The sequence below is a fragment of the Ligilactobacillus sp. genome, assembly GCF_036846325.1.
GTDB lineage: Bacteria > Bacillota > Bacilli > Lactobacillales > Lactobacillaceae > Ligilactobacillus.
The window spans coordinates 1-14,920 of sequence record NZ_DAIUCE010000010.1; the positions used below are offsets into that span (position 1 = coordinate 1).

A 14,920-nucleotide genomic window follows, 5' to 3' on the forward strand; every position below is an offset into this window, starting at 1 on the left:
GTAAATGAAAAAACGTGAAGTATGGAAAAGAATCGCTTTAGCAGTCATTGTTGTGATTGTTGCTGTTTATGCAGCAGTCAATGCATACCTGATTAATTATGCTTTCGTCCGTCCGAGCAACGGTGATGAAAATGGCAGACCTTCAAAAATACTGGTCAAAAATCAAAAATGGCTTTCAAAGCAAAAGACTTATCTTTGGAAGCAAAAAGCCATCGGAACGGACATCAAACTGAAGGCGATTTATCTGCCGGCTGAAAAAAAGACGAACAAGACGATTATTGTCGCGCACGGATATCACGGCAGCTCATACAATATGGCAAGCTATATCAGGATGTTTCACAACCAGGGCTATAACGTGCTTTCACCTGACGACAGAGCTTCGGGCAAAAGCGGAGGCAAGTTCATTACCTTTGGATGGAAGGATCGTCTGGACTATTGCCAATGGATCAGGCAAGTCATCAGGAAAAACGGAAACGATTCGCGCATAGGTCTGTTCGGAGTCAGCATGGGCGGGGCAACCGTAATGATGGTCAGCGGTGAAAAACTGCCGGAACAAGTTAAGGCAATCGTTGAAGACTGCGGCTACTCAAGCGTTTATGATGAACTGGGGGCTCAGCTGACAGAACAGTTCGGACTTCCGAAGGAGCCGATTTTAAGCACTGCGGCTTTGTTTGCCAGTCCTTTTATCGGATACAACTTTACTAAGGAAGGAAGTTCCGTTGCGCAGCTTAAGAAAAACACGCGACCGATTTTTTTGATTCATGGTGATTCTGATGACTTTGTACCGACTTCAATGCTTCAGAAAAATTATGATGCCGTTAAGTCGATAAAAGAGAAATGGATTGTAAAAAATACGCGTCATGCTAATGCTTATTATACCCATCCGAAAGAGTATGCTGAGAAAGTCGGAAAGTTTTTTGGCAAATATCTTGATTAAGCAATGATTTCATGAATCGTTCATCCTGAAAACGTTGCGACATAGTGATGAAGGCAAAAAAATCGAGGAATTGACATGAACTCTCGAAGTTTGACTTTAACTTCGGGAGTACGGACCGATTCCTCGACTTTTTCAATTGAGATGGCAGCATCAATCGTCGTTTTTCTGGCCGAGAAGATAATCAGCCTGCGATAAACTGGCCCAATGCTCCTAAAATTACGGCCCCGACCGTAAAAATAAGCATCAGCCAAACGACAACCATGGTGATTTTCTGGAATGTTGACTTTTTCTTCTTTTCCAAATTGCATTTTCCTTTCAGAACAGATTTTTAAGTTAACTATACCCTTGATTAAGGTACTCTGTCAAATTGACGATCAGCATAAAATCTTTCTTAATAGTTTCTGAAAGTTGCACAAAAAAATTGAATTTAAAAAAATTAACACTTATAATTGTACAAGTGTTACTGTATTATGAAGAAATGAAGGGGGCTTATGTCATGTGCGGTTTTGTAGGATGCCTGACAGATGTTGAAAAAAATGCCGAAAGTAACTGCAAGGATAAAATTAAAGAAATGAACGACATGATTGTTCATAGGGGTCCTGACGATGAGGGGTATTTTGAAGATAAAAACATTACGATGGGATTCAGAAGACTGTCGATCATCGACCTTGAGGGGGGGCATCAGCCGTTATCCTATGACAATGGCCGTTACTGGATGACGTTTAACGGCGAAATCTACAATTATATCGAATTGCGTCAAGGCCTCATTGAAGATGGCTATGAATTTAAGACAGACTCTGATTCAGAGGTTATTTTGGGCATGTATGCCAAGTACAGGGAGAAATGTCTCGATTATTTCCGCGGAATGTTTGGTTTCGTAATTTGGGACAAACAGGAAGAAACGCTTTTTTGTGCGCGTGATCATTTTGGAATCAAGCCTTTTTATTATGCGGAATCAGGAAATGATTTCTACTATGCTTCTGAAAGCAAGGCAATCTACAAGGTTTTGAAAGATAAGAAGTTTGACAAGGATGCATTGCAGGATTACATGACCTTCCAATTTGTTCCTGAGCCGGAAACCTTGACCAGAGAAATCAAAATGCTCGAACCCGGGCATTACATCGTAAAGAAGCTTGGTCAAAAACCTGTAATCAAACGTTATTACTACGCACAGTTTTCACCTGTCATTCGTCCTGAGGAAGAATACGTCAAAAAAGTTCGCGAAATCTTGTTTGATTCTGTCGAAAAGCATATGCGTGCAGACGTTCCGGTTGGATCGTTTCTTTCAGGCGGGATTGATTCATCAATTGTTGTTGCGATTGCCAAGAATTTCAATCCTAATCTTGAAACGATTTCAGTCGGCTTTGAGCGTGAAGGCTACAGCGAGCTTGATGTTGCCAGAGAAACGGCTGACAAGCTCGGCGTTGACAATTTCAGTTCCGTGATTACGCCGCAGGAATTCATGAAGGCCTTCCCGCACTTTGTCTGGAGCATGGATGATCCGTTGGCTGATCCGGCTGCCGTACCTCAATACTTTCTTGCAAAAGAAGCCAGAAAGCACGTCAAGGTTGCTTTGACCGGAGAAGGAGCGGACGAATTGTTCGGCGGCTATACGATTTATCATGAACCTGAATCGCTGAAGATTTTCAATTACCTGAAGCCAATCAACAAAGGGTTGAATGCGATTGCTCGTTTGATACCGGACGGAGTCAAGGGAAAGAGCTTTATTTTGCGCGGGACGACACCACTTGAAAAACGATATGTCGGCAATGCGTTTATTTTTAATGAAAACGAAAAAAAGCAGTTTTTCAAGGACTACAATGAAAGTCATCCGTTTGAAACGATGACTTCAAGGCTTTATTCAGATTCAAGGAACTATGATCCGATTACCAGAATGCAGTTTGTCGACATGCATCATTGGCTGAACGGTGATCTGCTGCATAATGCTGACAGAACGACGCTGGCGCACAGTCTTGAATTGCGGACGCCATTTTTGGATAAGGAAGTCTTTGAGGTTGCAAGTCATATTCCGGCAGATCTCAGAATCGCTCATAATACGACCAAATATATTCTGCGCAAGGCGGCAGAAGGGGTCGTTCCGGAACATGTCTTGAATCGCAGGAAACTTGGATTTCCAGTACCTATTCGTTTCTGGCTGCGCGACGAAATGTACGACTGGGCTCGTCAAATCATTAATGAATCACAGACGGATCAATATTTCCACAAGGATTATTTTCTGAAACTGCTTGAAGATCACAAGAATCTGAAAGCGGACAATTCCCGCAAGCTGTGGACGGTTCTGACGTTTATGATGTGGCACAGAATTTATGTTGAATCTGATCATCTGATGAATTCAGAGGAATCACGGGCTTTGATTGATTAGGAAGTTTAAGGGGGCAGTTAGCTGATGAAAATTGTGGTTCAGAAATTCGGAGGAACTTCCGTCAGGGACGATGAGGCAAGGCATGCGGCCATGAAACATGTGGCGTGTGCAGTTAAGAAGGGTTTCAAGGCAGCGGTCGTAGTTTCAGCAATTGGTCGGAAGGGAGATCCTTATGCTACCGATTCCTTGCTTGAGCTTGTCGGAAACGAAAAATCGAAGCTTTCTCCGCGTGAAATGGATATGCTGGTTTCGGTCGGAGAAGTTATTTCAGCTGCAGTCTTTTGTGAGATGTTAAAAGAAAACGGACTTAAGGCCACGGCAATGACCGGGCCGGATGCCGGATTCAAGACGAATGACGATTATCGCAACGCCAAGGTTCTTGATGTTGAAAAGCAGAACCTGATGGAGGCTTTCAAGACTTTCGACGTCGTTGTCGTTGCCGGATTTCAAGGGCTTTCGAAATCAGGTCATGTCACGACGCTTGGAAGGGGCGGTTCTGATACTTCTGCAGCATTGCTCGGGGCAGCTCTCGGAGCGGAATACTGCGATATCTTCACTGATGTTTCAGGGATGATGACGGCTGATCCGCGGTTGGTTGAAAAGGCAAAGTTCTTAAAGAATGTTTCCTATGAAGAAGTTGCCAATATGGCACATGAAGGTGCAAAAGTCATTCATCCGCGTGCGGTTGAAGTTGCGCAGCAGGCACATTTGCCACTAAGGATTCGCTCGACCTGGGATGACGTTGATGAAACCGGAACCGTTATTTCAGACAGAAGTCTGTCAATCAATCATTATCGTACGGTTACGGGAATCGCTCACCAAACGGGGCTGACGCAGTTCACGGTCAAGGCTGATGACTGTTCTGCCGACAAATTGTTTGATTTGCTGGCAGCTAATGGCCTGAGCGTTGATTTCATCAATATGTCGCCTGAAAAATACGTCTTTAATCTTAATCGCGAACATAGTCTCGTTGCAAAAACGGTTCTTTCAGAAGCAAGTATTCCAGTTTCAATCGTTGAAGACTGCGTCAAGGTTTCAGTCGTCGGAGCAGGAATCATGGGGACTCCGGGCGTTATGGCCAAAATGGTCGGTGCTTTGATGCGCGAAAAGATTGAAATTTTGCAGACGACAGACAGCTATACGACAATTTGGGTACTGGTTCATGGCAAAGATCTCAAGCGGGCGGTAAACGTTTTGCATGAGACGTTTTTGGGCGAATAGGATGGTTTGAATGAAATTTTTGATTCACTCATGGGTTGGGCAGATTGTTTTGCCATTGCTCGTTTTCATGATGCTTTATTTGATAAAATTTGCTTTGGGCAGAAGAATTAAAATCAGGTTGGCCGACTTATTGCTGCCTTTTCTCCTTTTTTCGATTCATTCGCTCTCCGTGAATGTTTTTGGAATTTCGATTTTGCCATTCGTTATTTTTGCTTTTTCAGCATATGGTTTTTTGAAGATAGTTATCATGGCTTTTTATGAAGGAAAATTCATGATTGGCGAGTTCTTTGACCGATACCTGTATATTTGGGACTTGATTTCGATTTTTTTGTATGCGTTATTGGTTATTCTTCAGATTTCCAAGATAATAAATACCGTTATTTGAAAAAGCGGCATGAATTAATTTGAAACCAAACGATGTTTTTTGACGTCGTTTGGTTTTTTATTAGGTTAAAGGCTATGAAAAACAAATTTTTTTGTTGTTTCAGATTCAGAAGTGGCGGCTTATGTATAATTGGTGGTACAAAGTGGGGAGTTGTGGTAATATTTAACTATAGTGAAAAATGGGGGTGGTGATGTGTTTTTTGGCGAATATCGACATAATTTGGACGCCAAGGGCCGCATCATCGTCCCCGCAAAATTCAGAGAAGGACTTGGAGAAAAGTTCTATGTGACTCGTGGAATGGACGGCTGCCTGTTCGTTTATGCCGAAAATGAATGGAATCTTCTGCAGGAAAAGCTTCAGAAACTGCCGCTTGCCAGGAAAGAAGCTCGTGCGTTCGTGCGCTTCTTTTATTCGGCTGCGACTGAGTGCGTACTTGACAAGCAGGGACGAATCAATCTTCCGAAAACGTTGTGCGATTATGCGGAACTTGTCAAGCCCTGCGTTTTTATCGGTGTCTCGAATCGAATTGAAATCTGGTCTGAACAACGTTGGGAAAGGGCATCAGAACAGGCGGCAGAAAATTTTGACGATATGGCAGAAGATTTGCTTGATTTTGGATTGTAGGTGAATTGAATGGCGGAATTTGAACACGTAACGGTTCTTTTAAATGAAGCTGTCGAAGGATTGAATATAAAACCTGACGGAATTTATGTTGACTGTACGCTGGGCGGAGGAGGACATACGAAGAGAATCTTGTCTGAATTGTCCGAGAAGGGTCGGCTTTATTCGTTTGATCAGGATCAGACTGCGATTGATTACAATAAAGAACAGCTAAGAAACGAAATCGAAAAAGGGCGGCTGACCCTTATCAAGAGCAATTTCCGAAATATCGCTTCAGAACTTGAAAAACGTGGCGTTTCTTCAGTTGACGGAATCGTTTACGATTTAGGCGTTTCATCGCCTCAATTTGATGTCGGTGAACGGGGGTTCAGTTATCAGCATGATGCAGTCCTGGACATGCGCATGGATCAAACGAATGACCTGACTGCGGAAACGATTGTCAACGAGTGGAGCTACAACAATTTGGTACGAATCTTTGTCAGATACGGTGAAGAAAAATTTGCCAAGTCAATTGCCAGGCGGATTGAAAAGACCCGTCAAAATGAAAGAATCAAAACGACTGGACAACTTGTCGAGTTGATTAAAGAGGGGATTCCGGCCAAGGCCAGAAGAAACGGCGGCCATCCGGCCAAAAAAGTCTTTCAGGCAATCAGAATAGCAGTCAATGACGAATTGGGAGCTTTGGAAGAATCCCTGGAAGAAGCATTCGGACTTTTAAGTCTTCACGGAAGAATCAGCGTTATCACGTTTCAGTCGCTTGAAGATCGACTTGTCAAATCAATGTTTAGGGAAAAGACGAGTTTGCCCGAGCTTCCACCTGGTTTGCCTGTGATTCCAAGGGGAATGCAGCCTGATTTTAAATTAATCAACAAAAAGCCGATTCTTCCGACTAAAGAGGAGTTGGAAAACAATCACCGTGCACATTCTGCCAAGCTTCGAATAATTGAAAAAACGGTGATCTAAATTAGGGGGATATCAGATGAACAATACTGCGATCAAGAAAGTAGAAAGAAAGCAGTCAGTCGAACAGGATTCAAGGAAAAATCAGCAGAAACTGGCTTATCAGATCGACATGATGTCAATCAAGATGTTTTTGATGTCAGCAATCGTTGCAATCGTAATCCTGGTTGCTGCAACAACGATTATCAGCATGAACAACAAGATTACAAAGACCCAGACCGAAATTGCAAAGATTGAGCAGAAGACAAAGGCGCTGAACAGCCAGAATGAAGATTTGAAACTGAAGGCTGCTGATCTGACGAGCAATTCGCGTTTGGAGAAGATAGCTGAGAAGGCAGGTCTCAATTTGAACGATAATAATATGAGGAATGTAAAATAAATGAATAAATATGGAAAACGGCGGATGGCTGAGAAGAGAGATGTACAAAACCAGCGTGACTTCGGGAAATACTTTGCGCTCATTGTAGTGATTGTCTTTACGGTCTTTATCGGGCGTTTTCTTTATATTGCCGTGACGAAGAAGGTGTCCGGCAACAATCTGATTGAAATCGCAGATCAAATGTATCATGAAAAGAGCACGCTCAAGGCCAGCCGCGGGACAATCTACGATGCTTCCGGTCAACCAATCGTTGAAGATACGAAAAGGTATTCGATCTACGTCGTTCTTTCTAAAAAGGCAGTTGCGTACGGTCAGAAGCTGTATTTAAAAAACGGCGATAAGCAGAAAGCCGCAGAGATTTTGCATGAATATCTGGGGATGGACGTTGACAAGCTGTTGTCATTGTTCAGTCAGCCGAAGTATCAGGTCGAACTCGGAAAAAAGGGACAGAACATTTCTCTTTCAACAAAGAATCAAATTGTCAAGGAAATGAAAAAAAACAGAATTACCGGAATCAATTTCAGTGAATCGACTGATCGAATGTATCCAAACGGGATTTTTTCATCTCATTTAATCGGCGTCGTTTCCAAGGACAGCAGCGGTGATTTATACGGTACGATGGGACTTGAAGCGCTTTATGACGATTATCTCAAAGGCAAGGACGGATATGACATGCGCTCAACAGACAGTCACGGAATCAAACTTTCCGGGATGAAGAGCAAGCTGGTCAAGGCAAAAGACGGCGATAACATCTACACGACGTTTAATTCACGGGATCAAAGCTATCTTGAAAGCCTTCTGAACAAGGCACAGGAAACCTATCATCCTAAATCGATGAATGTGGTGCTGATGAACGCCAAAACGGGCGCAATTCTCGCAGCAGGTCAAAGGCCGACGTTTAACCCTCAGACAAGAGAAGGAATTGAAGATCAATGGAAAGATACTCTGATGGAAGATACTTACGAGCCGGGATCAGTCATGAAGATTCTAACCATGTCTGCAGCAATCAACAGCGGAAATTATAGTGAAAACGAATATTTTAAGTCAGGGTCGATGAAAATCGGCAGCAGTCAGCGGGTCAACGACTGGGACGTTGCCGGTTGGGGATACTTGAACTACCGGCAAGGGTTCATTCGTTCTTCAAATGTCGGAATGGCAAAGCTTGAGCAGAAGATGGGCGCGAAGCTTTGGGAAAAATACATTAAGAAATTCGGGCTCTTGAAATCGACCGGTTCAGGGCTCAGCAGCAACGAGTCCAGCGGAAGCATCGAGTATAAATATCCGATTGAGCAAGCCAACACTGCATTTGGCCAGGGCATCAACGTCACCGTTCTTCAAATGATGCAGGCTTTTTCTTCAGTGGCAAACAACGGTGAGATGGTAAAACCTTATCTTATTGAAAAAATTGTCAATCCGACAACCGGAAAGACAATCAAAACGGGTAAGAAGACCGTCGTAGGTCATCCAATCAAAAAGTCAACGGCAGAAAAGGTTCGCGACATGATGCAAGACGTCGTAAACGATCCTAACGGAACGGGCAATGCTTACAAAATCGACGGATATGATATCGGCGTCAAAACAGGTACTGCTCAAATTTCCGGAAACAACGGATATTTGACCGGGGAGACGAATTACATTTTCTCCGTTGCAGGGATGGCGCCGATCAAGAATCCTCAATACGTTCTTTACGTGACGATGAAACAGCCGTCAGGGTTCGGAGGAAAAACTCCAAGCGAGATGCTCGCAACGATTTTTAACCCGCTGATGAAACGAGTGCTTGATGAAAGTCAAGGCGAATCGACGACAAGCGAGGCAATCGATGTTCAAAGTGTTGTCGGTCAGGAAACGGAAAATGCCGTTAAATCGCTTTCAGACAAAGGCCTGGTAGTGACCGCAATCGGAAATGGTGCTAAGATTATAAAGCAGTCTTCTGATACGGGTGAAGAATTGCTGCCCGGACAACGGATAATTCTTGTGACTGATTCGGGACAGACGTTGCCTGACTTGAGAGGATGGACAAAATCAGATATGTTTAAACTGAAGAATCTGCTTGGCATCAATGTCAGATTCAAGGGATCCGGGTTTGTCAAAAGTCAAAGCGTCAAGCCCGGGACCAGGATTGCTGATATCAAAGAGCTTACAGTAGAATTGAAGTAGTGAAAGAGGGATAAAATGTTAGCAAGCACACTAATTTCCGAAATAAAATTCAAGGTCGTTTCTCCAGAAGATTATGACGACTTTGAAGTTTCGAGTCTTGTATCCGATACGCGAAAAGTTGAAGAAAACAGCATCTTCGTTGCAATCAAGGGATATACGGTGGATGGACACGAGTTTATTCCGGAGGCAGTCAGAAAGGGCGCCAGGGTAATTGTCGTTCAGGAAGAAACAAATGATATTCCAGGCGTAACGATTGTTCGTGTAAGTAATACCAGTCGAGCTTTAGCCGTTCTGGCCGATAAGTTTTATGAATCTCCTTCAAGTTCGATGAAGGTCATCGGTGTAACCGGGACAAACGGAAAAACAACCGTAACTCACATGATCGAGGCAATCTTCAGAGATCAAAAGAACAAGACTGGCTTGATTGGAACCATGTACCGCAGAATCGGCGAAAAGACGTATCCGACTGCAAATACGACTCCTGACATCTTGACTATGCAAAGAACTTTTGCAGAAATGAAAAAGGAAAACGTCAAGGCTGCTGCCGTTGAAGTTTCCTCAATTGCGCTTATTCAAGGGAGAGTATGGGGCATTGATGTCGATACTGCGGTTTTTACCAACTTTACGCAGGATCATCTGGACTACCACAAGACGATGGCAGAGTACGCTCACGCCAAAAGCCTGCTGTTCGCTCAGCTGGGAAACACTTACGGAAATGATAAGGCTGCCGTAATAAATATTGACGATGAAATGGGGAAGAACTTTGCCCAGGATACCTCAACTCAAGTCCTGACTTACGGAATCAAAAATGATGCGATGATCAAGGCGTCAAACGTCAACATTCATTCTCAGGGAACAGATTTTGATTTGAAAGTTTTTGAAGATGATTACCATTTGCATGTCAAAACGGTCGGAACGTTTAACGTCTATAATCTTTTAGCAGCATTCGGAGCCGCTTACGCCAACGGAGTTCCCGTACATGCAATCATTGAAAGTCTGGAAAAGTTTCCGGGCGTCAAAGGCAGACTTCAGCTGATTTCTTCTGACTGCGGCGTCAGTGCAATCGTTGATTATTCTCATACCCCGGATGGATTGCTCAATGCGCTGGAAACGATTAACGAATTTGCTGCAGGAGACGTTTATTGCGTTGTCGGATGTGGAGGAGACCGCGATGCGACAAAACGCCCGAAAATGGCTCAAATAGCCGTTGAACACAGCAATCATCCGATTTTTACGTCTGATAATCCAAGAACTGAAGATCCGGAGTCGATTCTTGAGCAAATGGTTTCAGGAGTTCCGGGCAAAGACGTTCCGGTCTACCTTGACCGCAGGGAGGCCATTCAGGCTGCCGTAAATGCGGCAAAACCCGGCGATATTATTTTGATTGCGGGCAAGGGCCATGAAGATTATCAAATTATCGGGCATACTAAGCATCACTTTGATGATGCAGAAGAAGCCAGGAAAGCTTTGGATAGCAGGGAAGGAAGATAGCATGACCATTTTTCAGATATTGACGAGCGCGTTGTCCAGTTTCATTTTAACCGCTCTGTTTACGCCATTATTCATTAATTATGCACACAAGAAAAATCAGGGACAGATGATCAGAGAAGAAGGCCCGAAGTGGCATCAAAAGAAATCGGGAACGCCGACAATGGGCGGATTCGTATTCAATATTGCGATTCTGGTTACGGGATTATGGGTACCGCTTTGCTTTGATCATTTAACGCCCATTGTCCTGGCCTTGGACGTAACTTTGATTTTATACGGATTGATCGGTTTTTGGGATGATTCGATCAAACTTTTCAAGAAACAAAACGAAGGCTTCACCCCTGGACAGAAATTATTGTGCCAGATTATCGGTGCCTTGATTTTTCTGGCATTTTACCATCATGAGAAATTACCATATTCGCTGGCCTTTTTCGGACATGAATTCCAAGTCGGATTGATTATCTATGGATTATTCGTTATTTTCTGGCTGGTCGGCTTTTCAAATGCGGTAAATCTCACCGACGGACTGGATGGTCTTGTGTCCGGTCAAGCGATTATTGCATTTGGTGCTTATGCGATTATTGCCTGTCATCAAAATCAATACGACGTCGTTATTTTCTGCTTGGCTGTAATCGGTGCCTTATTGGCATTTCTTGGGTTTAATCACAAGCCGGCCAGGATTTTCATGGGCGATATGGGCTCTCTTGCGTTAGGCGGTGCATTGGCGGCGGTTTCTATCATGGTTCATCATGAGCTGCTTTTGCTTTTGATTGGCATTATTTTTGTCTGCGAGACGTTAAGCGTTATTTTACAGGTTGCATCGTTCAAATTGACCGGCAGACGCATTTTCAAGATGAGTCCGATTCACCATCATTTTGAACTGTGCGGCTGGAGTGAATGGCGCATCGACCTGACCTTTTGGGCTGTCGGCCTCGTGGCAGCCGTGATCGGCGTGCTGATAACAATCTGAATTTTATAGGAGTCATTTAAAATGAAAGATATAAAAGATTATCAAGGTAAGAACGTTTTGGTCGTTGGTTTGGGAAAAAGCGGAATCAACGCAGCTTATTTATTGAGGAAACTTGGCGCAAACGTCACGATCAACGATAAGAAAAAGCTTGAAGACGAAGAGCAGCTTGCAGCTTTTTCAAAAAGAAACATCAAGTGCGTTACGGGTTCCCACCCTCTCGAACTTTTGGATGATACCGACCTGATCGTTAAAAATCCAGGGATTCCGTACGAAAACGAGCTGATTTCCGCTGCGGTCGAAAGACATATTCCAATCATAACGGAACCGGAAATTGCATATCGGATTACTGAATCGCAGCTTGTCGGAGTTACCGGAACAAACGGCAAGACGACGACAACAACGATGATTGCGCTCATGCTCAATCAAAACCGTGAAGAGGGCAGGGCATACGTATGCGGTAATATCGGCATTTCTGCTGCCAAGGTTGCCCAGGAAGTCGGAGAAAAAGACGTAATGGTGACCGAACTGTCCAGTTTTCAGCTGATGGGTATTGAAAAGCTCAGACCTCATATTGCAGTTTTGACCAATATCTATGAAGCGCATACCGACTATCACGGCTCAAGAGAAAATTACGTCAAGGCCAAGATGAGGATCGTGAAGAATCAAAAGGAAGATGATTATTTTGTCGTCAACTGGGATTCTGAAGAATGGCGCAGTCTTTCCAAGCTGACAAAGGCCAGAGTCGTGCCGTTTTCACGTCAAGACGCGACCGAAGAAGGGGCATACGTCAAGAACGGAGTGATTTTCTTCAGAGGAGAAGAAATCATGCATGTCGATGAAATCAAGGTTCCCGGTTCGCATAACGTTGAAAATGCTCTGGCAGCAATTTCCGTCGCCAAGATTGAAGGACAGGGCAGCGAGAATATTGCCGAAGTCTTAAGAACGTTTTCCGGCGTTCGTCACAGAACTCAGTATGTGACGACCTTTAATGGACGCAAATTCTACAATGACTCAAAGGCAACCAACATGGAAGCGACGGAAAAGGCATTGTCAGGGTTCAAGAATCCGGTTGTCCTGTTGTGCGGTGGGCTGGATCGAGGGTTTACTTTCGAGCGACTCGTTCCGTATCTTAAGGAGCACGTTAAGGCAATGGTCGTTTTTGGACAGACAGCCGACTTATTGGAAGAAGCAGGCAGACTTGCCGGCATCAGTCAAATCAAGCATGCAAAAGATTCCTCAGCCGCCGTTTCCGTTGCTTATGGGATGAGTTCTGAAGGAGACATCGTCTTGCTTTCTCCTGCCTGCGCAAGCTGGGATCAGTGGCCGACGTTTGAAGCGCGCGGGGATGCATATATTGAAGAAGTTGAAAAGTTGACACAGGAGGAAAAATGATGCGTTTGTTAGTTTCTGGCGGCGGGACGGGCGGACATATCTATCCCGCACTGGCATTGATTGAAGATTTGAAGAAAAAGGATCCGACGGCTGAAGTCTTGTATGTCGGAACGAGCAGGGGGCTTGAATCAAGAATTGTCCCTGATGCCGGAATTGATTTTAAGACAATTGAAATCCAGGGATTCAAGCGCTCGCTTTCCTTGAAGAACCTCAAGACGATTTATCTTTTCCTGAAGAGTGTCCATGATTCACGGAAAATCATTAAAGACTTCAGACCGGATGTTGTTGTCGGAACGGGGGGGTATGTCTGCGGCTCAGTCCTTTATGCGGCTGCCAGGATGAAGATTCCGACAGTGATTCATGAGCAGAACAGCATTGCTGGTGTTACGAACAAATTCCTGGGACATTTCGTCGACAAGATCTGCATTTGCTTTGATCATGCGAGGGATGATTTTCCGGAAAAGGAAAAAATTGTCTTTACCGGAAATCCGCGGGCTCAGCAGGTTGCCGGGATTAAAAAGTCGGACCGGTTGAAGGAGTTTGGCCTTGATCCTTCCAAGAAGACCGTCTTGATTTTTGGCGGTTCCCGCGGGGCCAGAAGAATCAACGAAAGTGCGTTGGAAGCAATCAAATATTTCAAGGGACAGCCATGGCAGGTTCTTTTTGTCACAGGTCGTGTGCATTATGACAAGATTATGGCAAATTCAGCAGCGAAGGATCTGCCCGAAAACGTTGCAATCGTCCCTTATGTTAACGACATGCCGTCGATTTTGCCTGAAATTTCATTAATCGTTGGACGGGCAGGTGCAACAAGCCTGGCTGAAATTACGTCACTCGGAATTCCGTCAATTTTGATTCCGAGTCCTTACGTTACGCACGATCACCAGACTTATAACGCGATGAGCCTGGTTGAAAAGAAGGCGGCTTTGATGATCAGGGAAGCAGAGCTTGATGGCAGAAAGCTGTTTGAGGCCGTTTCTGAGCTTGAAAATGATGCGGAACTGTCAGAAAAGATGGCGTTAAATGCAAAAGCTGCCGGCGTTCCCGATGCTGCTGACCGATTGCTCGGCGTATTGGAATCTCTTGTGAGATAATAACGGTTAGGGGGAGCAGGATTGTTTAAAAAAGAAAATAACAAAAGCTCCTCGTCGAAGTTTAAAAAATGGAGGAAGCTGCAGGAAAAACGTCGTCTTGATCAGGAAAAAGTCCGGCATGACGGGCGATATCATCCGGACCCCGGTTTGAAGATGACGAACTCGATTCAAAAAAGGCGTTTATTTCAAAAAACGATTCCGCTGTTGATAATCTTTGGACTGACCGCGCTTATTTCGCTTTATTCGATTATGCCGATCAGTCGCCTGGCATCCTTAGACGTTTCCGGCGGAGACAAGCAGACGAAAGTCGCCGTCATCAAGGCAAGCGGACTTAACTACTATGAATCGCTTTTTTCGATATGGCCCGATAAGTCCAAAATTGAAAAACGGATTTCGGATAAGGTCGGAAACGTCAAATCCGTCAAATTGAGCATCAGTCGTTTCAATCACGTAAATCTGGCAATCACGGAATATCGAACCATCGGATACGTGGAAAGAGACAACTTGTACTATAAGCTTCCGAGCTCCGGCGTGGCTGTCAATTACGGCGTTGATGTTTTTGAGGGCAGCTACCCTGTATTTTACGGATTTAGCAACAATCGCAGGCTGCTTAAGGACATGGCGCTTCAACTTGACGGTGTCGACAGGAAAGTTCGGGGATGCATCTCGGAAATTCATTTCGAGCCTTCCAAGGTTGATCCGGAAAGAATTCACGTGTATATGAATGACGGAAATGAGGTCATTGCGCAAATTTCGACATTTTCCAGAAAAATAAACTATTATCCTCAGTATACGGCTAAAATGAAATTCAAGGGAATCATTGATTTAGAAGTCGGAGCTTATGCGTATCCTAAAAATTAGAGAAAAGAATTGAAGTTTAATTTAAAAAAATTTGATAATCGTATTGACAAACAAGAAATACTTGATTTTTTG

14 protein-coding genes are annotated in these 14,920 nt (G+C 44.1%); 13 read left to right on the forward strand and 1 reads right to left on the reverse strand.

The window, feature by feature from the left end:
• Positions 1–4: 4 nt before the first annotated feature.
• Positions 5–937 carry an alpha/beta hydrolase gene (locus tag V7Z60_RS02045; RefSeq protein WP_334115919.1) on the forward strand — a complete coding sequence of 311 codons (933 nt, stop codon included), beginning with the start codon at positions 5–7 and terminating at the stop codon, positions 935–937.
• 181 nt (positions 938–1,118) lie between these two features.
• Here the strand turns inward: V7Z60_RS02045 and V7Z60_RS02050 are convergent, their stop codons facing one another.
• The gene (locus V7Z60_RS02050; RefSeq protein WP_334115883.1) at positions 1,119–1,238 is read right to left on the reverse strand and encodes a DUF4044 domain-containing protein; all 120 of its coding nucleotides are present in this window, start codon (positions 1,236–1,238) and stop codon (positions 1,119–1,121) included.
• Positions 1,239–1,433: 195 nt separating this feature from the next.
• On the opposite strand from V7Z60_RS02050, the gene asnB reads away from it, so the two are divergent.
• The 12 genes from asnB to V7Z60_RS02110 all read left to right on the forward strand — a co-directional run bounded on the left by asnB (position 1,434) and on the right by V7Z60_RS02110 (position 14,848).
• The gene (gene asnB, locus V7Z60_RS02055; protein WP_334115884.1) at positions 1,434–3,320 is read left to right on the forward strand and encodes an asparagine synthase (glutamine-hydrolyzing); all 1,887 of its coding nucleotides are present in this window, start codon (positions 1,434–1,436) and stop codon (positions 3,318–3,320) included.
• Positions 3,321–3,344: 24 nt separating this feature from the next.
• The gene (gene dapG / locus V7Z60_RS02060) at positions 3,345–4,541 is read left to right on the forward strand and encodes an aspartate kinase (RefSeq protein ID WP_334115885.1); all 1,197 of its coding nucleotides are present in this window, start codon (positions 3,345–3,347) and stop codon (positions 4,539–4,541) included.
• 10 nt (positions 4,542–4,551) lie between these two features.
• Complete coding sequence (locus V7Z60_RS02065; RefSeq protein ID WP_334115886.1) at positions 4,552–4,926, forward strand: DUF3397 family protein; 375 nt, start codon at positions 4,552–4,554, stop codon at positions 4,924–4,926.
• Between the two features lie 192 nt (positions 4,927–5,118).
• A complete protein-coding gene (gene mraZ / locus V7Z60_RS02070; RefSeq protein ID WP_334115887.1) occupies positions 5,119–5,550 on the forward strand; it encodes a division/cell wall cluster transcriptional repressor MraZ in 432 nt (143 codons plus the stop codon).
• Positions 5,551–5,559: 9 nt separating this feature from the next.
• On the forward strand, positions 5,560–6,510 hold the full coding sequence (rsmH, locus tag V7Z60_RS02075; protein ID WP_334115888.1) for a 16S rRNA (cytosine(1402)-N(4))-methyltransferase RsmH: 951 nt from the start codon (positions 5,560–5,562) through the stop codon (positions 6,508–6,510).
• 16 nt (positions 6,511–6,526) lie between these two features.
• Entirely contained in the window at positions 6,527–6,886 is a 360-nt protein-coding gene (ftsL, locus tag V7Z60_RS02080; protein ID WP_334115889.1) for a cell division protein FtsL, read from the forward strand.
• A gap of 24 nt (positions 6,887–6,910) precedes the next feature.
• Positions 6,911–9,043 (forward strand): penicillin-binding protein, encoded by a 2,133-nt coding sequence (locus V7Z60_RS02085; protein ID WP_442918885.1) that lies wholly within the window; start codon positions 6,911–6,913, stop codon positions 9,041–9,043.
• 15 nt (positions 9,044–9,058) lie between these two features.
• Positions 9,059–10,534: a UDP-N-acetylmuramoyl-L-alanyl-D-glutamate--2,6-diaminopimelate ligase gene (locus tag V7Z60_RS02090; RefSeq protein ID WP_334115891.1), complete on the forward strand. Its 1,476-nt coding sequence runs from the start codon at positions 9,059–9,061 to the stop codon at positions 10,532–10,534.
• 1 nt (position 10,535) lies between these two features.
• On the forward strand, positions 10,536–11,501 hold the full coding sequence (gene mraY / locus V7Z60_RS02095) for a phospho-N-acetylmuramoyl-pentapeptide-transferase (protein WP_334115892.1): 966 nt from the start codon (positions 10,536–10,538) through the stop codon (positions 11,499–11,501).
• Positions 11,502–11,522: 21 nt separating this feature from the next.
• Positions 11,523–12,893 (forward strand): UDP-N-acetylmuramoyl-L-alanine--D-glutamate ligase, encoded by a 1,371-nt coding sequence (gene murD, locus V7Z60_RS02100; RefSeq protein ID WP_334115893.1) that lies wholly within the window; start codon positions 11,523–11,525, stop codon positions 12,891–12,893.
• On the forward strand, positions 12,893–13,987 hold the full coding sequence (gene murG, locus V7Z60_RS02105) for an undecaprenyldiphospho-muramoylpentapeptide beta-N-acetylglucosaminyltransferase (protein WP_334115894.1): 1,095 nt from the start codon (positions 12,893–12,895) through the stop codon (positions 13,985–13,987). The genes murD and murG overlap by 1 nt, the downstream gene beginning before the upstream one ends.
• A gap of 21 nt (positions 13,988–14,008) precedes the next feature.
• Entirely contained in the window at positions 14,009–14,848 is an 840-nt protein-coding gene (locus tag V7Z60_RS02110) for a cell division protein FtsQ/DivIB (protein ID WP_334115895.1), read from the forward strand.
• Positions 14,849–14,920 lie beyond the last annotated feature (72 nt).